This window comes from Borreliella sinica, from assembly GCF_033969665.2.
GTDB lineage: Bacteria > Spirochaetota > Spirochaetia > Borreliales > Borreliaceae > Borreliella > Borreliella sinica.
In genome coordinates, this window is sequence record NZ_CP135180.1 from 720,940 (window position 1) to 743,790 (window position 22,851).

Below are 22,851 nucleotides of genomic sequence, written 5' to 3' on the forward strand. Positions count from 1 at the left end.
ATATGGATTTTGATGCGATTGTTATTGGAGGAGGGCATGCTGGAATTGAAGCTGCGCTTGCTCTTTCAAGGTTAAATTTTAAAACCTTAATGATTACTCAAAATTTAGATACAATTGGCAAGCTTTCTTGTAATCCTGCTATTGGTGGGCTTGCTAAGGGCAATATGGTTAGAGAAATTGATGCTCTTGGCGGTGAAATGGGTCGCATTATTGACTTTAGCATGATTCAGTTTAGAGTTTTAAACAAAAGTCGTGGTCCTGCAGTTCAAGCCCCACGAGCTCAAGCTGATAAATTAATGTATCAAACCAAGGCCAAAGAAACTTTAGAGCGTCAAGACAATCTTGATCTTTTTCAAGATACAGTTGTTGATTTTCTTCTTAACTCTATGAGGAATGAAATTGAAGGTGTTGTTACAGAGAGAGGAAATAAGTTTAAAGCAAGTGTTGTAGTTCTTACAACAGGGACTTTTCTTCGAGGGAAAATATTTATTGGTGAGTATAGAGCTAATATGGGTAGACTTGCTGAATTTTCTGCTTATGGACTTGATAAAACTTTACTTGGTCTTGGATTTGAAATGGGCAGGCTTAAAACAGGCACTCCAGCAAGAATCCATAAAAAAAGTGTGGACTTTTCAAAGACCGAGGTTCAATTTGGAGATTCAGATATTATTCCTTTTTCTTTTTCAAATGGTAAGTTAGACAAATCCCAACTTTCATGTTATGTGACTTATACTAATAAGAGAACTCACGAAATAATCAGTGAAAATATGCACTTGTCACCTCTTTATTCCGGTGAGATTGTAGGCAATGGCCCGAGATATTGTCCTTCTATTGAGGATAAAATAGTGAAATTTAAAGATAAAGATAGGCACCAGATTTTTATTGAGCCAGAAGGTTTTAATACGGAAGAAATGTATCTTAATGGGCTTAGTTCATCGTTGCCTGAAAATGTTCAGCAAAAATTGATTAACAGTATTGAAGGCCTCGAGCATGCTGTTATTACAAGGCCTGGTTATGCTGTAGAGTATGATTATATAAATCCGATTGAACTTTATCCAAATCTTGAGAGCAAAAGAGTTAAAGGGCTTTTTATAGCAGGTCAAACCAATGGTTCTTCAGGATATGAAGAAGCAGCCGCTCAAGGATTAATGGCTGGTATTAATGCAGCTCTTAGACTCCAAAATAAAAAACCAATGATTTTAACAAGAACTAGTTCTTATATTGGAGTTCTTATTGATGATCTTGTTACTAAAGGCACCAAAGAGCCTTACAGAATGTTTACCTCTAGGGCTGAACACAGACTTAATTTAAGGCATGATACTAGTGATAAGCGTTTGATTAAGATTGGGTATGATCTTGGACTTGTTGATGAGGAGAGATATTCAAGATATCTTTTCAAGAAGAGAAGGGTTGATGAGATAAAAGAGCTTTTAAAGCAAAGGCGTCTTAGCTTAAAAGATGCAGCTGATGAGCAATTAAAAAAACATGTTAGTAAAGATTTTTACCATATTTTAAAAGATCCTTCTGTTAGTTTAAATAATTTAATAAAGATTGATCCAAGTTTAAGTGATTCAAAAGTAATTTTAGAACAAGTTGAATTAGATGTTAAATATGAGGGCTATATTAATAGACAAAAAGATTTGATTAAAAAACTTCATAATATGGAACTTGTAAAGCTTCCATATGATTTTAATTATGAGATTATTGAAGGTCTTTCAAGAGAAGCTAGAGAGAAATTTTCTAAGATTCAACCAGCTACTCTTGCTCAAGCAAGCAGAATTCCTGGAATAAGAAATACAGATATTACTGTTTTATTTATATATTTTTCAAATCCTAAAAACAAGGTAGTTCTAAATTTTTCTTTATGATAAGTGATATTGAATTTGCTTTGTCAGAACTTAATTTTCATTTTACTTGCGAAGATCTTCAGAAAATAAATTTATATATAAATAGAATTTTACTTTTAAATACTAGGTTTAATTTAATTTCAAGTAGTAATAGTAATTTTAATTCGATTCTCAATCTGCACGTTATTGATTCTCTTTTGGGCTTGCCTACTATTAAAGAGATTGATCCTTCTGAAATTCTTGACGTTGGAAGTGGTGCTGGATTTCCAGGTATTATTTTGGCTATTTTTGATATTTCTAGAAAATATTATCTTCTAGAGAGAAGTAAAAAAAAGTCTACTTTTTTAAAAATGATAAAATTAGAACTTGATTTAGAAAATGTAAAAATTTTAGAATATGAGATTGAAAGGGAAAAAAAGAAGTATGAATTTATTACAACTCGAGCTTTTAAAAGCATGAATGAATATGCGTTAGTTTTAAAGAATCTTTTAAAGAATGGGGGCTTGATTATGGCATATAAGGGTAGGTTTGATAAAATTAACTTTGAGATCAATCAAATTAAAAATTTGTTTAGTAAAATAGAAATAAGGTCTTTAAATTCAAAATTAAGTGTAGAGAGAAATTTGGTTTTGTTTTACAAATAATATTATTATAGTTTAGGTTCGGTTTATATTTTAAAGTTATTCTGGCTAGGAGTATTATGAAGAGTAGTTTTCAGATAGATTCAGAAGTAGAGAATGCATTACATTTGATAAATAAATTTAGAAGAGAGGTCGCAAGTAGGATCCTTGGTCAAAAAGAAATGATCGATGCTATTTTAATGGGACTTTTAACAGAAGGGCATGTTTTGCTTGAAGGGGTTCCAGGTCTTGCCAAGACGTTAGCAATTCAAACTGTATCTGATGTTCTTGATCTTGAATTTAAGCGTATACAGTTTACCCCAGATCTTTTGCCATCCGATCTTACGGGTAATATGGTTTATAAAAGTGCTACAGGGACTTTTAAGGTTAGAAAAGGTCCAGTATTCTCGAATGTTATTTTAGCAGATGAAATCAATAGAGCTCCTGCAAAAGTTCAGTCTGCTCTTCTTGAGGCTATGGGAGAAAGACAGGTAACTCTTGGAGACGAAACCCATAGGCTCCCAGATCCTTTTTTTGTTCTTGCTACTCAAAATCCAATAGAGCAAGAGGGAACTTATAATTTGCCTGAATCCCAACTTGATAGATTTTTATTAAAAGTTAATGTTCATTATCCATCGGTGCAGGATGAAGTAAGGCTTTTGAAAATATTTTCAGTTGATGGGCGTCTTGAAAATATTAAAGTTGCAAAGGTAATGAATGCTTATTCATTGGCTGATATTAAGAGAACGGTTGGTAGGGTTAAAGTTGATGACAAAATAATGCTTTATATTGTTACTTTAATCTCAGCATCTCGTGAGAGAGATAAGAAAACTTATCCGTTTGCCAAATATATTGAATTTGGTGCATCTCCCAGGGCTTCTCTCAGTTTATTAAAGTGTGCTCGTGTTAACGCTCTTTATGAGGGGCGAGTATTTGTTCTACCAGAAGATGTCAAGGCTGTGGCTTGCAGTGTGTTGAGGCATAGAATTACGCCATCTTACGAGGCTGAAGTAGAGGAAATAGGTATTGATGATATTATTAAGATGCTTCTTGCTGCCGTAGCACTTCCTTAGGAAATAATTTTTAAATGATACAAGATAAAGAGATAAGTAGTAGTAGTACTAAAACCAAGATAAAAGCTTTAAAGTTTTTTTCAAGGAAAATGCTTTCAGAACTTAATTTTGGCGGCTATCGTTCAATTTTTAAAGGACTTGGTCTTGAATTTCATGAATTTAGACCATATGAGGATTCTGATGATGCTAGATTTATTGATTGGAATGTGAGTTCAAAAGCCGATAGTATTTTTTCAAAGGTTTTCAAAGAAGATAGAGGCATGAATCTTCATATTCTTGTTGATAATTCACTTTCTATGAGCTTGGGAGACAAAGTAAATAAAAAGGATATTCAGGATTTATTGGTTTCTATTTTTGCACATATGGCATTTTTTAATAATGATAAAATAGGTGTTACTTTTTTTTCAAGTGGAACAGACAAGTTTATACCCTCTAGCAAAGGTCATTCACACTTAGGATTGATATTGAGTGAAACTATCAATAGAAATCTTAAACCCGGTAGCAGCTTAGCTTATATTTTTAAAAATACAGCGGAGTATTATAAAAAAAGATCTTTGGTCATAATTATTTCTGATTTTAAGGCAAATGCTTATTTTAAATCTTTAAATGTTTTAAGCAGGAGACATAATGTTATTGCTATAAGAATTTCAGATTTTTTTGATGAAAATTTTCCTAAAATTGGAACTTTGATTTGCGAAGATATTGAAACCGGAGAAAATTTTTTAGTTTCAGGGTTTAGTAAGTCGACGGTAAGTGGTTATAAGAATTATTGGACGCTTGATAAAATAAAATGGAAAAAAGAGTGTATTAAAAAAAATATTAGTTTTATTGAGATTGATACCAAAGAAGATGTGTTTAAAAAACTCAAAATTCTTCTTAAAAAGGGATAATAGATTTTGAAGAGAATTATTTCAAGTCTTTTGCTTTTTTTAGCACTATTTTTACATTCTTATGAAATAAAGAATGAAATATTTATGCCGACTCGTTATTATGTGGGTGATTCTGTTGAGTTTAAAGTTTCATTAGTTTTAAATGACGGTGAAGAATTTTTTCCTGTAGACTTTAAAGAGATTAAAGATGAATTTGTTGAAGTGAATTCTATCAGCTTTAATGAAGTAACAAATGAAATAATAGTTAATTTTGTGTCTTTTTATATTGGAAGCAGCTCTCTTCCTTCTATTTATATTGGGGATGTAATTAGCAATGGTAAAAAAAATAAGGTTGTTTTAGAGAATATAAAAATTAATACAGATAAACTAGTATCTAATAATTCTGATTTTAAAATTAAAAATATAGAAGGCGTTTTATTTGTTCCCGGGACAAGTACATATTTGTTTTTATCCATTCTTGTTTTGTTTTTGATTCCCTATCTAATTATTAAGTTTTTAAAGCTTTTAAATCGATTTTTAATTTACTTGGTAGTTAGGCATGGACTTAGAAAGCCTTATAAAGTATTGCAGAGGCAGTTTGTTATTTTGTCTAAATATACTAGGGAAGGTGAAGATCAAAGAACATTTTATAATTTAATAAATTCTTCTTTAAGAGTTTATTTATCTAAAAAAACAGGTTTTGATTTTAATGCTATTACTACAACAGAAATTTCTGTAATTTTGCAAGATCTTAAAGTTCCTTACGAGATCCGTTCAACTTTTATTAATACGTTAAGGCTTTCTGATTTTAGCAAATTTAGTGGTGTTGATTTAGCATTTGATAGCTTATCGTTTGTTTTAAATGATTTGAGAACTGCAGCATCGAATTTTGAAGAATTTAATAGAGGTGCTAATGTTAACATTTAATGAGCCCCTGTATTTGTTTTTATTAGTAATTTTTCCTTTAGTAATTTATTTTAATCATTTTTTTAAAAATAGAGGGGGTAAGATAAAGTTTCCTATATCGCTTTATGGTAATTTCAATTCTTTAAAGCTTAAGAATTATAGATTGAATTTGATGTATTTTTTTACTTATTCTTTTTTATATTTATCCGCAATGGTTATGGTGTTTGCTTTGGCTGGTCCTTCGATTTCAAAAAAGAAGATGATATATCTTAGTACTGGTGCTGACATTGTCATTGTTCTTGATATATCGCCTAGTATGGGAGCTGTTGAGTTTTCTTCTAAGAATAGATTAGATTTTTCAAAAGAATTGATTAGGCGGTTTATTTCTCAGCGTGAAAATGATAACATTGGCTTGGTAGCTTTTGCAAAAGATGCATCAATAGTAGTTCCCATAACAACAGATAGAGATTTTTTTAATAAAAAATTGGATGATGTTTATATTATGGATCTTGGCAATGGATCTGCTTTAGGATTGGGTATTTCTATTGCACTGTCCCATTTAAAGCATTCTGAAGCTCTTAAAAGATCAATAGTGGTTTTAACAGATGGGGTTGTTAATTCAGATGAAATTTATAAAGATCAGGTGATTAATCTTGCTCAAGGTTTAAATGTTAAGATTTATTCTATTGGTATTGGAAGTTCTGAGGAATTTAATGTTGATTTTAAATTAAGATCTGGGAAATTTTATCAAGGAAGTCTTAAGGAGGTTTATGATCCTAGTATGCTTGTTGAAATTTCAAATAAAACAGGAGGTCTTTTTTATTCGGTTAATGATGATTTTTCTTTTCAATTTGCAATTCAAGATTTTTCAAAAAAGGAAAATTTAGAGAGAAAAATTAAAATAGCTGTAGACAATAAAGATATTTATAAAGAATTTTTAATTTTAGCGTTTTGTTTATTGTTTGTTTATTTTATTTTTTCAAAAATTTTCTTAAAAGAGATACTATGAGCATAAATAACTATAGCGCTTTATACTTTTTTTTAATTTTAATGTTGGTTTTTTTTGTGTGCGTGTTTGATTTTAAACGAAATATTCCATTTTTCAAAACCTTAAGCTTTATGTATGGGGACAATTCTTACATTCAAAATTATTATATTAAAAAAGTTCTCATGACAATGTTTTTTATTTTTAGTTTGATTTTTTTAATTTTGTCTATCTTAGATATTTCTTGGGGACAAAAAGCTATTGAGGATGAGAGAAGTAAATTGAGAATTTCTTTTATTTTTGATATTTCTCGTAGCATGTTAAGCGTGGATGAAGGAAGGATTATTAATAGACTTGAGAGTGCTAAAAATATGATTAGTTTAATTTTAAGCAATTTTGAAAATGCAGAATATTCTCTTACTATTTTTAAAGGCAAGCCCATATTGGTTTTGCCTTTTTCTAAGGATAAAAACAGTTTAAATAAGATGTTGAATTATATAGAGCCCGACTTAATAAGTTCTCCTGGGAGTTTTTTAGGAGATGCTGTTTTTAATGTAATTTCTAATATACAAGATGATTCTTATTATAATTTTTTAGTTATTTTAACAGATGGTGATGATTGGGGAGAAAATAATTATTATAGGTTTTCGAAATTTGTAAATAATTTAAAATTGGAAAGTTTTGTTGTTGGGATTGGAGGGAATAGTCCTATTTTATTTGAGCAAAACTCAAACATTAAAGATAAAAATGGGAATTTTGTTAAAACTGTGATAAATGAGGAAAATTTACTTCTTCTTGCATCTTCTCTTAAAGGATCGTATTATAACTTGTATTCAAAAGGGATCAACTTTGTTGTAGATGATATAAGAAATGGTATAATAAGAAAAACGTCAAATGATATTATAATTGTTGATGTATCAAGGTATAAAGTTTTTTTGGTTATTTCGTTGTTGTTTATTTTTATGTATTTATTTGTCAGGATGATAAAGTGGGACGAAACTTTTTAGCAGTTTTTTATGCTTGCTTTTTGTGTTTAGGTTTTTGGTCTTGTTCGAATGTTAAGTCCATGTCATTGATGGCTATTGGTAATTATGAATATGTTAGAGGAAATTATCAAAATGCAATTTCAAATTATTACAATCTTGTAGAGGATAAAAAATATTCTGCTTGGGGATATTACAATCTTGGTATTGTATACTATTCTTTAGGTGAATATGAGAGTTCTCTTAGGATATTCTCCTATGCAAAAAAAACCAATGATATCTTTTTAAATTTTAATGTAAATTATAACGAGGGGATAATATACTACAATCAAGGGCTTTATCATAAGGCTGAAATGGCTTTTAAGGAGGCCTTAAAAATTAATCCCAGCAGCTACAATGCTAAATATAATCTTGAACTTGCAATAATAAAAAAACGAACAGCGCGTGATAGTTTGGATTCTTTAAGTGTAGAAAAAAGTAAAAATTTTGTTGAAAGTAATGAAAATTTTTTAAGGTATATTGAAAATCTTGAGAGGGTTGTATGGTTGAGAAAAATAGACGAGAACCTAGTTGTTTCAAAAGAAGATTGGTAATATTTTTTATTTGGTTTTTTTCAATCACAAGACTTTATTCGCTTACGGGTATTGATTTTGTTAAAAATATTAAAGTTTTAAGAGATGAAAAATTTGTTCAGATCATAAGGCTTAACAATCCTTTGCAAGATATTGATTTAAGTTTGCTGAAAGTTGAAATAAATAAAGAAGTTCAATCTAATTCCAATGTTTTATCAATATCTAAGATGACGGATAATAATTTTTCTTTTGTTGAGATTAAAGTTGAATATCTTTTTGATAATTTGGGATTTATTAAGATCCCCCCATTAAAAGTAATTTATAAAGGCGATTTCTATCTATCTTCAGAGGTCGAAGTTAGCGTTCTAAGAGCTGATGAAATAAATTCTGTTGGTTTGCCAGTTGATTTATATTGGGAGCTTGATAGAAAAGAGGTTTATGAATATCAAAGTATTGGACTTGTTTTGCGTTCAAATTGGCTTTCAGATAGCAATTCTAATGAAATGTCTGGAGTTTTGCCTGCCATTAAAGATGTAATGATTGAAAAGATGCCCATATTTGGAGATATTAAATATAGAACTTTTAATAATAAAGAAATTTTAGATGTACCTTTTTATAACTTTGTATTAACTCCTCTTAAGGGCTCAAAAAATGTTTTCATTCCCAGTTTCCCTTTTAATATTGAGTCTGGCCTTGTTAGAAAAACCCCCGAGCTTTTATTAAAAGTGAAGCCGATTCCCGAAGAGGTTAAATCTTTAGCGGTGGGAACTTTTAGAATTGACTTTGAAACCCCAACTTATTCGACAATTGAGCAAGATATATTTACTATTTTAATAAAAATTACGGGTCAAGGTAATTTCCCACATTTTTACTTTCCAGAGATTGAAACTTATAATTCTAAAATTCTTAATAAAAAGAAAAATTATAGTTTTAAGCCTTCTAAAGGTGGATACAAGGGTAGTATTTCTCAAATTTATACAGTTAAGCCTGGCACTAAAGGTAGTGTGTTTTTGAATATTAGCGATTTCAATTATTTAAATCCCGATAATGGTACAGTTTATACTCTTAAAGGGAAAAAATTGAAGTATGAATATTTAGGAGATTTTAATAGCATAAATAAAATACAAAATGTAGATTCTGATTTTAAACTGCTATCTTATACTGATATTTTGAATTACAAAAACAAAACTTTTTTATTTTTTGTGCCATACTATTATTTGCTTTTGGTTCCAGGATTTTTATTATCTTTAGCTATTTTAATTAACTATAAAAAATTTTTTGCAGCATCAAGTTTTGGACTGGCTATTTTAATATTGGTTGTTGGTATTAGTTTGAATGCTGTAAATGATGGTTTATTGTCAGAAAAAAATATAAATGATTTGATTGAAAACTATAATACTAAAAATTATGATACTGCGCTTATCAAAATTGATAATATTCTTAAAAAATATTCAAATTATTCAGGGCTTTGGTTAAATAGAGCTCTTGTTTTGAGTAAAATGGATAGAGATTTTGATGCTATTTATTCGGCGTATAAGGCATTTTTGATTTCTCCAAACAATGAAGCCCCCTATAAGGTTATTGATTTTATTGAATCTAAAAATGGAGTTACAGATAATATTCGTAACAATAGTTTTATTTTTTCTAATATTTTTTTTATTATTAGCTTGTTTTTGATAAATTTTTTAGTTGTAACTATTTTTTTTAGATTTTTAGCTAAAAATCTAAAAAAAATAGTTATTTTTTTACTTTTTTCTACTATTTGTTTTACTGTGTTTGAAACATATTATTTTTATTCTAAACAACAATCTGAGGTAGGAATAATTAAAGGTGATTTAGTTTCTCTTTATAAAGTTCCTGATAATTTTTCAAGGAGTTGGAGATTTTTAAAAGGAAATGCGAGTGTTTATATTCTTGACAGTAAAGATGATTTTGTCCTTATTGAAACAAGCTATGGGCTTCAAGGTTGGATCCATAAAAATTTTATTGTGTCCTTAAAAGATAATTTGATTTAATAAATAAGTATTTACAATATTTGGAAAATTTTTAAAAGGGTTTATTTTTATTTTTCCCTATACACTATTCTACCTTTTGTAAGATCATAAGGAGATAGTTCAACTTTTACTTTATCTCCGGGAACTATTTTTATAAAATGTTTTCGCATTTTGCCAGATAGGTGGGCAAGCACAATGTGTTTATTTTTAAGTTCAACTCTAAACATGGTATTTGGAAGGGATTCTTTTACAATTCCTTCGGTTTCAATAGCTTCTTCTTTAATGTTCAAGACAACCTCCACATTTTTCTTTAATAGAATTAATTTTACATGATTAAACATATCATTTCAATTCTTCTTTTAAGAATAAAATCACCATTGTTTGTTTACATTATAAGAAATTGTGTATATAATTACACGGAGTTTTTTAAAAATGTAATTTATAGGGAGGTATCGTGCAAAAAGCTAGTTCTGAGCATGAATTTATCGAAGAGATAAAAAAATTTCTTTCAGCTGAAAAAAGAGAAATATTAGATTCTATTAAGTCTGTAGAAAATAGCAAAAAAGAGATAATTAATAATGATATGTATCCAAAGGATGTGGTTGATATTGCTTTTGACAATATGGACGGAAATAATCTTGAAGCGTTAGGTTTTGTTGAAAAGAGAAAGTTGAATTTAATAAATCAAGCTCTTTATAGAATTTCTCAAAATTCTTATGGTAAGTGTTTGGCTTGTGAAAAAGAGATTGCGAGGGAGAGGCTTTTAGCAATTCCTTATGCTTTTTTATGTATTAGTTGTCAGACAAAAAAAGAAAAAAAGAGTAAAAGATGATACATCTTAGATTAATTATTTAATATTGTAATTTCTACTCGTCTATTTTTAGCCGCTAATGGGGATGATTTAGGATATTTTGGTTTTTTAGATCCCCACCCTTTAAATAGTATTTGGTCTTTGTTTTTTACTTTCATTTTTATCAAATAATTTCCAATTGCGCGTGCTCTTTTTTCAGAGAGCACGCGCATCTCTTCTTCCAATCCAAATGGTTCAGTATGTCCTTCTATTAAGATGTTATTTTTTTTAAATTTTTCAAGAAGTTTGGCTATAAGGTCAAGTTTTTTATATTCTTTTTGTAGTATTTGGAATGAGTCAGGATAAAATTCAATGTCAAGGCTTAAATTAATGCCTCTATCATTTTTTTCAATGCCAATGGTTTTAATTTTTTTTTCTCGTATGTAATTTTCGACTTCATTTTCAATTAAATTATCGTGTGGAAGTTCAATTGAAACTACTCTGCCAGAAGAGTTTCCAATCATTATGAAATGTTGGCTGTTGTTTTGATTTATTTCAAATGTATACCCATCATTATATTTATATGTATTGCCAATTTCATTGTCAAAATAAATTTTTTGGTTTACTTTTTGATAAAAATAGGTGTTTTTTATATTGTACCGTGATTCATAATTCGAAAGAATTATGTGATAATTTTTACCGTTTTGCGCTTCTTTGCCTTTATATTCGTAGTTAACATTAAATTTTACAACGAAATCTTTTATACCCCTGTCTATTTTTGATGCTTCTATATATTCTTCTGCGGGATATGTCCATTTGTCATTTATTTTAATAGGTGTTTTTGGAAATCTTGGAATGCCTCTAACAGAAGGTCTTTTTTGATTTACTCCTATTATATATTCTCCTTGTTTATTTATGCTGAAGGTTTCTTCAAATTCTTCATTTAATAGGTAAGGTTCATTGATATTTTCTCTTTTTAAGACTCTAAAAAAAGCCTTAATGTTTGCAAATTTTTCTGTTGTGTCTTTTATTTCGCTTGAAATTTGAATATTGATTGTAGAGCTTGAATTATATTGCCCGTTGAAATATATTTTTTGATTGTCTGTGCCTTCTAATCTAAATTTTGTACCTTTAATGTATTTAAACTCAAATATCTCAGAAGACAAAGCTAAGCTTTTAACTAAAAATAATAGCAACAATATTGTGGTTGCTTTGGTACTCATTAATAGATTTTATCATAAAAATGTTTAATTTTAAATTTTTATTAAAATTGCTATTTAATATTTTGTTATGATCCGATATTGATTATAATTTATAACGCAGTGGGTGATTTTTTAAATCATTAATTAATAGAGGTTTTATATGAAGTATAAAAAAATAAGGATTAATTTAAACTTAAAAAGAAAAAGTGGTATTTTGCTTAACATAAGTTCTTTACCATCTAAATACGGTATTGGAGATTTGGGTAAAGGGGCTTATAAATTTATAGATTTTTTGTTTGCATCCTCGCAAAGTTATTGGCAAATGTTTGCTTATTCTCCTATTGATTTTACAAGGTCTCCCCCTTATTCAATTTTTTCAGCTTTTGCTGGCAATGTTTATTATATTGATTTAGAGGCTCTAGATAAATTTATAGATTTGGATTTAAACCTTTTAAGGGAAAATGAAACCAGGTACTCTGATTTAAAAAAATTAAGCCTTAAAGATAAATTTCTAAAAGAAGCCGCTTTAAATTTTATCAATAGAGCTTCAGCTGATGAGGTTAAAAGTTTTGAAAATTTTAAAAAAAAGTCTTCTTATTGGCTTTTAGATTTTGCAAGTTTTGTTGCATTTAAAGAATATTTTTTTAAAGAATCAAAGGGTGCTTTTAACGTTCTTTTTGATAGAGGAATTCTTAAACGAAATGAAAAAGACTTATTTAAATTGAGAAATATCCTTTCAAAAGAGATTAAAGTGCAAGAGGTGTTGCAATACTTCTTTTTTTCACAGTTTCAAGCTTTAAAGCGTTATGCAAATGATAAGGGAATTGAGCTAGTTATGAATTTGCCCCTTTTTATAGCATATGATTCTGCTGATGTTTGGGCACATCAAAAATATTTTAAATTAAGATTTGATGCAAGCAAAGATAAGATTGCGGGAATTTCGCCAAATTATTTTTTAGAACAAGAGCAAGCTTGGGATAGTCCAGCTTATAGTTGGAATGTTTTAAAGAAGGTTAAGTATGAATGGTGGGCAAAAAGGATCGGGATTTTAAGAAAGTATGTAGATGTAATTAAAATTGATCATTTTAGAGGTTTGGTTTCTACTTGGGAAGTTAGTGCCAATGAGGCATATGCTTTTAATGGGTTGTGGGTAAAGTCTCCAGGACGAGATTTTTTTAATTTTATTTTAAATGAAATTAAAGACTTAAAAATTTGGGTTGAAGACTACGAAAATGATCTTGAAGATGTTTCAAAGCTAAGGGATTTTTTTAATTTTCCAGGAATGAGAATAATGAATCTTGCCTTTGATTTTGATTCAGATAATCATAATCTTCCGCATAATTATATTAAAAATTGTATAGTTTACATAGGAATTAGCGATAATGATACAATACGAGAATTTGTTGACTCTTTAGATGATTTACATAAAAAGTATATTTTTGACTATTTAAATACAAATGAAGATTTTGTTGTTTGGGACATGATAAGAAGTGCTATGAGTAGTGTTTCTGATAATGTAATAGTATCAATGCAAGATTATATTAATTTAGGGCATGACGTTAGGGCAAATATTCCAAAAAGAACCTTAGATAATTGGATTTTTAGGCTATTAGAAAGTGATTTAGATCCTGCTTTGAGTAAAAAGATAAGTTTTATTACAAGACTTTATGGCAGAGCTTAATATTTTTAAGAGTAAATTTGTTAAAATATTTAAATATTTTTGAATTTAATTGATATCCAATTGGCTAAATAAAGTCATTGTTATTTAATATTTTTTAATTTGTAAGTATTATGTATTAATGTATATGAAAATTTTTATCTATTGGATAGGTTTTTTCTTCTTTTTTATTTTTAAAGTTTTTAGTATATATTCGTTAACCGATGAAGAATTTTTTAAAAAATATAGTTCGTTTTTTGTTCATAAAGGATTTTTAAGTAAAAATATTAATGGAAAAATAACTAAAGTTCAAGTTAATGGGATAGATTCCAGGTGGGTTTACCCTTTTCATAGACTTTCTCCTAGTCGGATTACCTCGATTTATGAAGATGTTTATTCTTCAAGCTCATTTTTGACTACAAGTAATAATCTTTACGTTTCTTATGATTATTCAAAAAATTTTAGAAAATTAGTAGGAATTGAGAAATTTAACAGCAGTGCTTATATTACATCTAGTGCCTTTTCTCAAGAAGAGAATAGGCGTATTGCTATTGGAACTGCTATTCACGGCATTTATATTAGTAATAATGGAGCTGTTAGTTTTAAAAATTTAAATCGTTTAATTCCCCAGATTTATTTGGGTGCAGGGTATTACGATGTTATTAGTGCTGTTGAGTTTTCAAAAGAAGAGGCAAATAATTTATATTTTTCTTCTGGAGTTTATGGCGATATTTTTTTGATTAGTCAAGATATTGGGTTTATTAAAAAAATATCTTTTCCTTTTAAAAAACAAATAATACGCATTTTAGATTTATCTAGCAAGAATGTAGAAAGAATTTTAGTTAGAACATATGACAATCATTTTTATTCTTATTGTAATGGGCAATGGGTGTTTATTGGTAAATTATCTTTGCAAGATGAGGATTTTGTTGAAAAATCACAAAGGATGCAGCTTGCTAAAAATAAAGGTTCTATTTATTTAACAGCATATACATTGCGTAATAACAATTCCGTTGATGAAAGATTTAAATTTATTAAAGATTCAGGCATGAATGCCGTTGTAATTGATTTTAAAGATGATAATGGAAATTTAACTTATTTTAGTAAGCTTTCTTTGCCCAATAAATTGGGGTCTGTTAAAAACCTGATTGATGTTTCTTATATTCTTAAAAAAGCCAGAGAGCTTGGAATTTATGTTATTGCCAGGTGTGTTGTATTTAAAGATGCAAAATTGTATTATCATGACAATTTTAAGTACGCTCTTTGGAATAAAAGAACCAATAAACCTTGGGCGCATTTTATTGAAAAAGCTGATTCTAGTGGTCTTGTGAAATATGTGCAAGTAGAGCATTGGGTAGATATTTTTTCTCCTGCTACTTGGGAGTATAATATTTCTATTGCAAAAGAAATACAATCTTTTGGAGTTGATGAAATACAATTTGATTACATTAGATTTCCGTCAGATGGTCCTGTATCTCTTGCAACCTCAAGGATGAATAAGTATGAGATGCAACCCGTTGATGCTCTTGAATCTTTTTTGATTATGGCAAGAGAACATCTTCATGTTCCTATTTCTGTTGATATTTATGGGTATAATGGTTGGTTTCCTACTAATAGCATTGGGCAAAATATTGGAATGCTTTCAAATTATGTTGACGTTATATCTCCTATGTTTTATCCTTCACACTATACTAATGATTTTTTGTCAAGCAATTCTTATTATACGAAAAGAGCTTATAAGATTTATAAAGAGGGAAGCGATAGAGCACTTGTGTTTTCTTTAGATAGGGTTGTCATTAGGCCTTATGTTCAAGCTTTTTTGCTGGGAAAAGAAAGGTTTGTGGATGACGAGATTTATTTAAAGTATTTAAAGTTTCAACTCAAAGGAGTTAAAGAGTCATTTGGCAGCGGTTTTAGTCTTTGGAATGCATCCAATGTTTATTATATGGTTAAAGGTAGTTTAAAAGAATATTTAGATTCTTTTTAATTATTGTTTCTTGTAAAGGAGATTTATTTGGAACATTTAATTCAATTTTTTTATGTAGGATTTGGTATATTTTTATTGTATCTTGGAGGCAATTTACTTTTAAAAAGTTCAGTTAGTATTGCTACTTATTTGAAAGTTCCAACCCTTTTAATAGGGGTTACAATAGTATCTTTTTCAACAAGTGCCCCAGAGCTTTTTACAAGTCTAGTGGCGGCTTTTAAAGGTAAAAACGAAATTGTTGTTTCTAATGTTATTGGTAGCAATATTATTAATATGTTACTTGCTCTGCCTTTGGCAGGATTTTTTTTAAGGATTAAAGCAGATTTTAAAAGACTCAAGCTTTCTTTTATGTTTCTATTTTTATTAATGTTTCTCCTTTTGTTGCTTTCATTTGATTTTAGATCTTATTCTTTTTTTACAACTCCTTATAATCGTTTAAGCTCATTGAGTATTTTAATTTTGTTTTTATCTTATCTCTTATTCTTTTATAAAGAAGAAAAAGCGCATTTTAGTTTGGAAAATTCTTTTCAAGAAGGTGTAAACAATTTAAATCAGAATTTAAATTTTATATTTTTTAATGCGTTAAGCTTTTTTATTAGCATGTATTTTCTTTATTTGGGATCGAAATTATTGGTGGATGGGGCTCTTTATATTGCTAATAATGTTTTTAATGTCAGTGAAAAGTTAATTGGAATTATAGTTGTAGCTTTTGGGACAAGTGTTCCCGAGCTTGTTGTATCTCTTTTTGCAATAATTAGAAAAGAGTCAGATATTGCATTTGGAAACATTATTGGTAGCAATATTTTTAATATCGGGTTTATTTTAGCTAGCAGTAGTTTTTTCAGGCCTATATTATTGCAAGATATTTATATTTTAGATTTTAGTATAATGGTGTTTATAACTCTAGTTTTATTCTTAGTTGTTAAATTTAAAGGAGTTTTTAGCAGGGGTATTTCTTTAATTTTTTTGCTTTTATATATTTTATATAACTTAATGTTATTTAACCTTTAGTGATCGTATGAGCTTAATTTTAGCTTGTTAATTATTTTTAGTATAATATGGTTTATTATTTTAGTGTAATATAAGGAACAATATGAAAAAATTACCAGAAATTTTTTATATGAGTAGCAAAGAAATAGATATTTTGATTTCTCAGTTAGGAATATCTTCTGATACCCAAAAATCAATCTTGAAAATTATTCTGTCTTACAAAAAGAATGCTGTAGATTATTCTTCTTTTGTGGAAGAGCATTCTGTAAAAATACGAGGTTTGAAAGGGGAACTTGATTTTTTATTTCGTAAACTTTATGAAGTTAAAAGGGGAATAGTTACTAATAAAATAGCAACGAATGGAGAATTTTTACCAGATAGCATAATTTTGACCGATGAAGCCAGTTATGATTTTTATTATTATTCTATTGATGATTTATTTTTGAAGACTTATATAGGAATAGAGCTTTTTAGTTCTTTACTTACTGTTAAGAATATAGAATCTAGGTTTTTAGTTTTTCAGAATAAATTTGTAACTATTACAGATTTAGATATTAACTACAAGTTTTTTGAAACAAAATCGCAATTGAAAGAAATATTGGTTTGGAAATCATTGATAATTCCATCGAGCAGGGCTTTATATTTTGTTGAGTTTGTTAAAAAAATATTTTTCAATATTGCTTCTAATAATGTTGTAAAAGATGTTTTCGTTAGAGTAAAAGGATTAAAGCTTGGTGATTATGAGAGAGCTTTGGAAGAGGGTAAGAATATTATTAGTGCTATTTCCAAGATTCTCTCTGGCATGATTGAAATTAAAGATGAAATTCTTGGTAAAAAAGGAATCACTTTTTCAAAAAATCATTTTGTTTTTTTGAATTTTCTTAATCTTTTTATTAAAAATGAAAAAGACTTAGAAGAGCTCAAGGCAGTAGAAGCTATTAAAATTGATGAATCTTTAAAAGCAATTGAGAAGACTTTGGAATTTAAAAAAGGTTCAATTGATACGAAAGAGTTTTCCAGCATTCTAAAGGTTTATTCTGAAGGCTTAAGTGATCCTGAAAATTTTTTGTTAATTGCTAATATGTACTTTTTTGAATCCAAAATTCATGATATTTTGCCAAAAATATTTCAAGTAAAGGAAAATTTTTATTTGTACAAACCTTTTGCATATGAGGTTTTTTTAGAAGAATATGAAAAGGTTTTGCAATTTCTTAATAATGAATTAAGGACTAGTATATTTAAAATTCTTAGCTTTGGGGATGACCCTTCTTCTATTTTTACAGAAGAAGGATTAGAAGAAGTTATTAATAAATTAGTATCTAGATATATTATGAATGAGTATTGCTTAAAAAATAAAGTCAAATTTCTCGACCTTATTGTTTCTCATTACAGAAGAGTTTACAAAACACAAGGTGTTCAAGCCCATCTTAAGGATTTGATTAAAGTTGAAGCAGCCAAATATTTTAAGAATAGTAACGAGCTATTGCCTTTATATAAAATATATAAACTTGATTTGTATTCGCTTTTAAATGCTGCTTATAAAGATTTAAGTTTGCTTAAAAGAATTGTTTTGTTTTTGACAGGCAAGCATCAAAGCTATAAGGAGGCGTTGTCCAGATTGGATTTTAGGGTTGGTTTGAATAAAAGTGGAAGTGGTCTTTTTGATTCAAACGAAAGAGTTAAAAGACAATTGGAAAAAATTAGAAGACAAAGAGAAGAAATAAAAGCTCAAGTTAGAAATTCTTTTCCCAAAAAAGGTGTAACGCCTAAGCAAGCAGTAAATAAAAATTATACAAAACAAGAGCAAGATGAAGCTTGGGTTAAGTTTGGTGATAGAATACAAAAAAAATAGCGTTTATAAATGAGTGGATTTATTTGTTAAAATAAATCCCTTGGCTTTCTTGCTGTATTTTTGGAAGTTTGGCATTCTGCATAATGCTTTATTTTTCCATTTTCAAATTTTGATTTCATTACAATTTTTCCGCCCCATCGACTTATTAGTTCTTTTGAGCCCACTCTTTGAGCGTTTTTAGAAATTTTTGCCATATTTTAAAGCTCCTTTTAGATAGATTTATTGTATAATAAAATTTATCAAAATAAGGTTGATTTATCAAGGAATTTATTAATGTTATTTATAATGTTTTTTATAAGTGCTTCTCTTTTTTCAAAAGAAGTTTACTATAGGTTTGCAGATTATTCCGCTAATTATAGCATAGTGGGTAAATATGAGATTACAAAAGAAGAGTCTGAGGAAGTGTATGGATATAAATTTACTTATGATCGTAATAATAATCTTATTTTAGTTGAGTATATTGGCAAGCTTAGCATTTTAATGCCTTCTTTTTTTAATGCAAATCAAATTAAAATAGAAAGATCTAAGCGCAGTGAAAGACGCATATTCCTAAATGGGGGACTTGCTTTTAAAAATAATAATGGCGTTTACATTGAACATATAGAGTATATGGGTGATGGTAGGATTAAAAATATTTTTAATTATAACAGATCTAATGAAATGGTTAGGGATAGATATAATGTTTCTTATTATCATTTTTTATATGACAATGAGAAAGAGTTTAGTGTTTACAGATTTAATGAATCAGGAATTCAAATTAAAGATTCAAATGATGTGTATTTTACAAAGATTAGTTATGATCATTCTAAATTTGTTAAAACGGTTTTTTATTACGATGAAAATGGCTATATTGTAAAATCAAAAAATGGTACTTGTGGGTTTAGATTAACTTATGATGCTAATCATAATCTTATTAAAGAAGAATACCTTGATAAATCAGCTTACATTACTTCAAATCCATTTTCTGTAGCTACTAAAATATATCATTATGATGTTGATGGAAAAGTTATTGAGATTTTAAATTATGATATTGATAACAACTTGACTCCTGATGAAAATAATGTAGCAATCTACCGTTATGAATATTGCTTTAAGGATAAAGATTGTTATTACAAAGAATATAATTATGACAATAATAATAATTTAACTATCAGTCAAAATGGCTATGCTATGAAGAAGACTATTTTTTATATCCAAAATAATGAAAAAAGAATAATAAACTATAGTAATAAAATTAATAAAAACTATAATAGGGATGTTCCGACTGTTTATGAGGAAAAGTATGAAATAATGGATAATTTTAAAGGCATTGCTATTTATAGTTATAAGTATGATGACAAATTTTATCTAATAGAAAATATTTTCTTTGATAAAAATTTTAATTTAATAGCCGATGTTAAAGGTGTGATGATTTACAGATACTCTTACGACAAAGAAGGATTTTTGATCGCTCAAGAACATTTTGGCGGAGATTTTGTTAATCCAATAGATGATTTTGAAGGAATTTCAAAGTATAAGTTTAGTTACGATTCTAATGGTAATATGATTTCAAAAAAAAATTATTCCAAGGATGGAGCTTTGGTTGCTGATTGTAATTTTGTTTTTGAATATTTATATGAATATGATAAACAAAATAGGCTTATTTCTCAAAAAAATTTTGGCAGCTTAGGTCAATTACAAGATGATATTCATGGAGTTAGCGTTTATAAATATGAATATAACAAATTTGGAAAAATATCAAAGCAGTCAAATCATGGTCCGGATTTAAGATTAAGAGATGACGTTGGAGGATTCTCAATTTATAAGTGGATTTATGATGCTAGAGGCAATTTAATAGATTTCCAAAAATTTGATTCTTTAGGGAATTTAATATAAGTATTTTCTGTTCTCATATTTTCCTATATTACATAATAATTCATAATTGCTTCGTTTAGAAAATTTACCCATTTCATCTATACTTAATTTTTCTGATACAATTTCTACCTTTGAACCTGTTTTGACTTTTAAGTTTTTGGGAATTTCTACTATTGTTAGATTCATGCAAACTTTTCCCCTTATTTTACACTTTTTATTGTTTATTAAAAAATAAAAATTATTATTTATATTTTGGGGTATCCCATCAAAATATCCGATTGGAATAATTCCTATTCTCATGTCCTCTTTAGCTTGAAATAAGCCTGAATATGAAATTTTTTCTCCCTTTTTTACATTTTTGATAAATATTACTTTTGAAAATAAATTCAATACCGGTTTAAAATTTAGGGTAGGGTTTTTTGGTTTTAGTGTTGGATAATAGCCATAAAGAATAAGGCCAGGTCTTACCATATTGAATTGTGGGTTTAGTTTGTAGTTGACAATGTGTCCCGAATTAGAGATATGGACAAATTTTGGATTTATATTTTTTTGTTTAAGCGTTTCTAAAAAAAATAGGAATTGATCTATTTGTTTTTGGGTAGTTTTGAAACTTTCTATTGTTGGAAGATGTGAACAAATTCCCTCTAGCTCTAGAAATTTTGAATTTTGAATGTATGTGGCTATTTCAAGAGCACTATCTATTTTTATTCCATATCTGTTCATACCGACATCAATTTTTAAGTGAACTTTTATTTTCTTTTTTTGCAATGCACATTCTTTCTCTATCAAAAATAGATATTCAAAATCAGCAACAAATGGTAATAATTCAAATTTAATCAAATTTTTAATTTCTTTTTTGTCCACTTTAATATACATCAATATTTTTACATTTTTATCAATTTTTTTAAGTGTTTTAGCGTCTTCAATGCTAGAAAGTCCAAAATAATTTATTTTTTTTGCTTTAAAAAATTTAAAGATATTTACAAGTCCGTGACCATACGCGTCAGCTTTTAGAGTAGCCACTATTTCTTTTTCACCAATTTTATTTTTAATTAAATTTAAGTTATGCTCTAAATTATTTAAATTTATTATTATTGTTTTGTTACTGCTCATTGTTTTATTATTATATATTTAACTTTCTTAGAGAAGTGAGAATCTTTTTTATCAATTTTAGATTTAATCTATAACGGGTATTGGAAATCTTTTTACTTGGTTGCCTTTAAAATGTAGTCTTAAATTTTTTTGGAAATCATTATATATCTTAGGGTTAATTCTAATTTCATATTTTTTAGTTTCTTTGTTTATATTGTTTTCTACTGTTAATGTTGCCAAAATATAATACCAGTTATTATTCTTGTAATATTCTGCAATTGTTTTTGAAAGAGATTCAGTTCTTAATGTGCCAAATGAATAAGCGTCTTTTGCGAGTTCTTTTTTTGATTGCTGCTTTCCGCTGACGAGGCTGTTTATATAACCAATAAAATTTCCTTTATCTGGACTTAAAAATTCTAATTTTGTGATTTTGTATTTCTCAGAAGCTTCGTTTGATAGGTCAAACGAAATGATAGCAGAAAATCCAATTTTTGAAAATATATTTATAAATGAATAGCTAATTCCAGCAAGTTCTTTTATTGGCTCTCCATTCAAATTTACTAATTCCATGTAAGGTTGGCTAATGGCAATATCAACAGATGTAAGTAAAAAATTTTGTTTCAGTTTTTTAATTTCTGTTTTTATATTTTCTTTTACAATGAAGTTGCTATTTTCAAAGACATTAATTTCGTTGTTAGAAAAAACATTTTTAGATAGAAAAAGAATTGTCGCAGTTAGAATAAACTTTTTAAGGCTCATGAAATATTTCCTTTTGTTTATATTCACATATCTTCAAATAGGTCTCCATTTGTGTCTTTTAAGATAGAATTTTCTTTTAGTACTTCTTTTAAAAAATCAATAATTAATTTTGAATTAAGAGAAATTTTATAAATTTTAGTTTTTTGAGTAAGCTTGTTTTTGACGGTTAAATTTGCAAGCATATAATTCCAATGACCATTTTGATATGTTAATTTAAAAGCATTTTTAAGTTCGTCGCTCATCAATATTCCAAATGGGTATGCAGTAACATATCCTTCTTCTTGTGAATTTTCAACAGCTAGAATAGAATCTTTAAGATCTAGATTGGAACCGGCTGTTATTAATTTAATATCCTCAATTTCATATTCTTTGTCTCCATTTTTAGTTGTTTCAAAAAGTATTAATAGTGATGTGAGACTACTATATTCAGTGTCCAATTTTATAGGAGATAGTATATAAGAATATCCAAATTTGTTTTTGAATTCTGGGATTGCTTGTCCATTTTCATCTAAGATTGTCATTGCCCTTGTTTTTATCCAAGTTACGTCATGATTGCTATTTATGATTGGCAATTTTTTATTTAAAATTTTGCCCGATATTAAATGTAATTTTTCATCGCTTATTGGTTTTCCAGTTTTGCTGTCTTGCTGTACGGATTGTGGTTTTTTTAAAAAAGTTTCATTACTTATTGGTTTTCCAGTTTTGCTGTCTTGCTGTACAGATTGTGGTTTTTTAAAAAAAGCGCAACTTGTCATTAACATAAGCATTATTATTACTAACTTCAATCTTTTATATGTTTTAAATATCATTATATCTTTC

The 22,851-nt window shown here is 28.1% G+C and carries 21 protein-coding genes; 15 read left to right on the plus strand and 6 right to left on the minus strand.

Annotated elements, in window-relative coordinates; genetic code table 11:
* Positions 1-2 precede the first annotated feature (2 nt).
* The 9 genes from mnmG to QIA41_RS03445 are packed head-to-tail and all read left to right on the plus strand — an operon-like array spanning position 3 to position 9,870.
* Positions 3-1,868, plus strand: a complete 1,866-nt coding sequence (gene mnmG, locus QIA41_RS03405; protein WP_320292621.1) for a tRNA uridine-5-carboxymethylaminomethyl(34) synthesis enzyme MnmG — start codon at positions 3-5, stop codon at positions 1,866-1,868.
* Positions 1,865-2,491 carry a 16S rRNA (guanine(527)-N(7))-methyltransferase RsmG gene (rsmG, locus tag QIA41_RS03410; RefSeq protein WP_320292622.1) on the plus strand — a complete coding sequence of 209 codons (627 nt, stop codon included), beginning with the start codon at positions 1,865-1,867 and terminating at the stop codon, positions 2,489-2,491. Before mnmG ends, rsmG begins: the two co-directional genes overlap by 4 nt.
* Before the next feature lie 56 nt (positions 2,492-2,547).
* Positions 2,548-3,540: an AAA family ATPase gene (locus tag QIA41_RS03415; RefSeq protein ID WP_320292623.1), complete on the plus strand. Its 993-nt coding sequence runs from the start codon at positions 2,548-2,550 to the stop codon at positions 3,538-3,540.
* 14 nt (positions 3,541-3,554) lie between these two features.
* Positions 3,555-4,430 (plus strand): DUF58 domain-containing protein, encoded by an 876-nt coding sequence (locus QIA41_RS03420; protein ID WP_320292624.1) that lies wholly within the window; start codon positions 3,555-3,557, stop codon positions 4,428-4,430.
* Between the two features lie 6 nt (positions 4,431-4,436).
* Positions 4,437-5,336, plus strand: coding sequence for a hypothetical protein (locus QIA41_RS03425; RefSeq protein ID WP_320292625.1), 900 nt, complete (start codon positions 4,437-4,439; stop codon positions 5,334-5,336).
* A complete protein-coding gene (locus tag QIA41_RS03430) occupies positions 5,323-6,324 on the plus strand; it encodes a vWA domain-containing protein (protein ID WP_320292626.1) in 1,002 nt (333 codons plus the stop codon). Before QIA41_RS03425 ends, QIA41_RS03430 begins: the two co-directional genes overlap by 14 nt.
* Positions 6,321-7,307 carry a vWA domain-containing protein gene (locus QIA41_RS03435; protein WP_320292627.1) on the plus strand — a complete coding sequence of 329 codons (987 nt, stop codon included), beginning with the start codon at positions 6,321-6,323 and terminating at the stop codon, positions 7,305-7,307. Before QIA41_RS03430 ends, QIA41_RS03435 begins: the two co-directional genes overlap by 4 nt.
* On the plus strand, positions 7,289-7,876 hold the full coding sequence (locus QIA41_RS03440) for a tetratricopeptide repeat protein (protein ID WP_320292628.1): 588 nt from the start codon (positions 7,289-7,291) through the stop codon (positions 7,874-7,876). Before QIA41_RS03435 ends, QIA41_RS03440 begins: the two co-directional genes overlap by 19 nt.
* Positions 7,870-9,870 (plus strand): SH3 domain-containing protein, encoded by a 2,001-nt coding sequence (locus QIA41_RS03445; RefSeq protein ID WP_320292804.1) that lies wholly within the window; start codon positions 7,870-7,872, stop codon positions 9,868-9,870. Before QIA41_RS03440 ends, QIA41_RS03445 begins: the two co-directional genes overlap by 7 nt.
* A 47-nt stretch (positions 9,871-9,917) precedes the next feature.
* Here QIA41_RS03445 and infA read toward each other — a convergent pair whose 3' ends face one another.
* Positions 9,918-10,139, minus strand: a complete 222-nt coding sequence (gene infA, locus QIA41_RS03450; RefSeq protein ID WP_002556767.1) for a translation initiation factor IF-1 — start codon at positions 10,137-10,139, stop codon at positions 9,918-9,920.
* Positions 10,140-10,303: 164 nt separating this feature from the next.
* On the opposite strand from infA, the gene QIA41_RS03455 reads away from it, so the two are divergent.
* Positions 10,304-10,681, plus strand: a complete 378-nt coding sequence (locus QIA41_RS03455; RefSeq protein ID WP_011193518.1) for a TraR/DksA family transcriptional regulator — start codon at positions 10,304-10,306, stop codon at positions 10,679-10,681.
* Between the two features lie 11 nt (positions 10,682-10,692).
* On the opposite strand, the gene QIA41_RS03460 is transcribed toward QIA41_RS03455, so the two are convergent.
* A complete protein-coding gene (locus tag QIA41_RS03460; protein ID WP_320292629.1) occupies positions 10,693-11,862 on the minus strand; it encodes an OmpA family protein in 1,170 nt (389 codons plus the stop codon).
* A 139-nt stretch (positions 11,863-12,001) separates the two neighbouring features.
* On the opposite strand from QIA41_RS03460, the gene malQ reads away from it, so the two are divergent.
* From malQ to QIA41_RS03480, 4 genes are all read left to right on the plus strand, one after another.
* A complete protein-coding gene (malQ, locus tag QIA41_RS03465) occupies positions 12,002-13,522 on the plus strand; it encodes a 4-alpha-glucanotransferase (protein ID WP_320292630.1) in 1,521 nt (506 codons plus the stop codon).
* A 118-nt stretch (positions 13,523-13,640) separates the two neighbouring features.
* Complete coding sequence (locus QIA41_RS03470) at positions 13,641-15,485, plus strand: putative glycoside hydrolase (protein ID WP_320292631.1); 1,845 nt, start codon at positions 13,641-13,643, stop codon at positions 15,483-15,485.
* A gap of 27 nt (positions 15,486-15,512) precedes the next feature.
* On the plus strand, positions 15,513-16,496 hold the full coding sequence (locus QIA41_RS03475; protein ID WP_320292632.1) for a calcium/sodium antiporter: 984 nt from the start codon (positions 15,513-15,515) through the stop codon (positions 16,494-16,496).
* A gap of 82 nt (positions 16,497-16,578) precedes the next feature.
* Complete coding sequence (locus tag QIA41_RS03480; protein ID WP_320292633.1) at positions 16,579-18,327, plus strand: hypothetical protein; 1,749 nt, start codon at positions 16,579-16,581, stop codon at positions 18,325-18,327.
* A 26-nt stretch (positions 18,328-18,353) separates the two neighbouring features.
* Here the strand turns inward: QIA41_RS03480 and QIA41_RS03485 are convergent, their stop codons facing one another.
* Positions 18,354-18,521, minus strand: coding sequence for a hypothetical protein (locus QIA41_RS03485; RefSeq protein ID WP_110521921.1), 168 nt, complete (start codon positions 18,519-18,521; stop codon positions 18,354-18,356).
* A gap of 79 nt (positions 18,522-18,600) precedes the next feature.
* On the opposite strand from QIA41_RS03485, the gene QIA41_RS03490 reads away from it, so the two are divergent.
* Positions 18,601-20,202, plus strand: a complete 1,602-nt coding sequence (locus QIA41_RS03490) for a hypothetical protein (RefSeq protein WP_320292634.1) — start codon at positions 18,601-18,603, stop codon at positions 20,200-20,202.
* Here the strand turns inward: QIA41_RS03490 and alr are convergent.
* From alr to QIA41_RS03505, 3 genes are read right to left on the minus strand one after another with little or no spacing between them, the layout of a single operon-like run.
* Positions 20,194-21,312 carry an alanine racemase gene (gene alr / locus QIA41_RS03495; protein WP_320292805.1) on the minus strand — a complete coding sequence of 373 codons (1,119 nt, stop codon included), beginning with the start codon at positions 21,310-21,312 and terminating at the stop codon, positions 20,194-20,196. The two genes, QIA41_RS03490 and alr, sit on opposite strands and share 9 nt — an antisense overlap.
* Positions 21,313-21,357: 45 nt before the next feature.
* Positions 21,358-22,032, minus strand: coding sequence for a BB0158 famile outer surface lipoprotein (locus QIA41_RS03500; protein ID WP_320292635.1), 675 nt, complete (start codon positions 22,030-22,032; stop codon positions 21,358-21,360).
* A gap of 23 nt (positions 22,033-22,055) precedes the next feature.
* Positions 22,056-22,841, minus strand: coding sequence for a S2/P23 family protein (locus tag QIA41_RS03505; protein ID WP_320292636.1), 786 nt, complete (start codon positions 22,839-22,841; stop codon positions 22,056-22,058).
* Positions 22,842-22,851: the final 10 nt, after the last annotated feature.

Excerpts from the sequence above, each read along its gene's own strand:
- mnmG (WP_320292621.1), top strand. The coding sequence starts at position 3 with ATGGATTTTGATGCGATTGTTATTGGAGGAGGGCATGCTGGAATTGAA.
- rsmG (WP_320292622.1), top strand. The coding sequence starts at position 1,865 with ATGATAAGTGATATTGAATTTGCTTTGTCAGAACTTAATTTTCATTTT.
- QIA41_RS03415 (WP_320292623.1), top strand. The coding sequence starts at position 2,548 with ATGAAGAGTAGTTTTCAGATAGATTCAGAAGTAGAGAATGCATTACAT.
- QIA41_RS03420 (WP_320292624.1), top strand. The coding sequence starts at position 3,555 with ATGATACAAGATAAAGAGATAAGTAGTAGTAGTACTAAAACCAAGATA.
- QIA41_RS03430 (WP_320292626.1), top strand. The coding sequence starts at position 5,323 with ATGTTAACATTTAATGAGCCCCTGTATTTGTTTTTATTAGTAATTTTT.
- QIA41_RS03435 (WP_320292627.1), top strand. The coding sequence starts at position 6,321 with ATGAGCATAAATAACTATAGCGCTTTATACTTTTTTTTAATTTTAATG.
- QIA41_RS03460 (WP_320292629.1), bottom strand. The coding sequence starts at position 11,862 with ATGAGTACCAAAGCAACCACAATATTGTTGCTATTATTTTTAGTTAAA.
- malQ (WP_320292630.1), top strand. The coding sequence starts at position 12,002 with ATGAAGTATAAAAAAATAAGGATTAATTTAAACTTAAAAAGAAAAAGT.
- QIA41_RS03470 (WP_320292631.1), top strand. The coding sequence starts at position 13,641 with ATGTATATGAAAATTTTTATCTATTGGATAGGTTTTTTCTTCTTTTTT.
- QIA41_RS03480 (WP_320292633.1), top strand. The coding sequence starts at position 16,579 with ATGAAAAAATTACCAGAAATTTTTTATATGAGTAGCAAAGAAATAGAT.
- QIA41_RS03485 (WP_110521921.1), bottom strand. The coding sequence starts at position 18,521 with ATGGCAAAAATTTCTAAAAACGCTCAAAGAGTGGGCTCAAAAGAACTA.
- QIA41_RS03490 (WP_320292634.1), top strand. The coding sequence starts at position 18,601 with ATGTTATTTATAATGTTTTTTATAAGTGCTTCTCTTTTTTCAAAAGAA.
- QIA41_RS03500 (WP_320292635.1), bottom strand. The coding sequence starts at position 22,032 with ATGAGCCTTAAAAAGTTTATTCTAACTGCGACAATTCTTTTTCTATCT.
- QIA41_RS03505 (WP_320292636.1), bottom strand. The coding sequence starts at position 22,841 with ATGATATTTAAAACATATAAAAGATTGAAGTTAGTAATAATAATGCTT.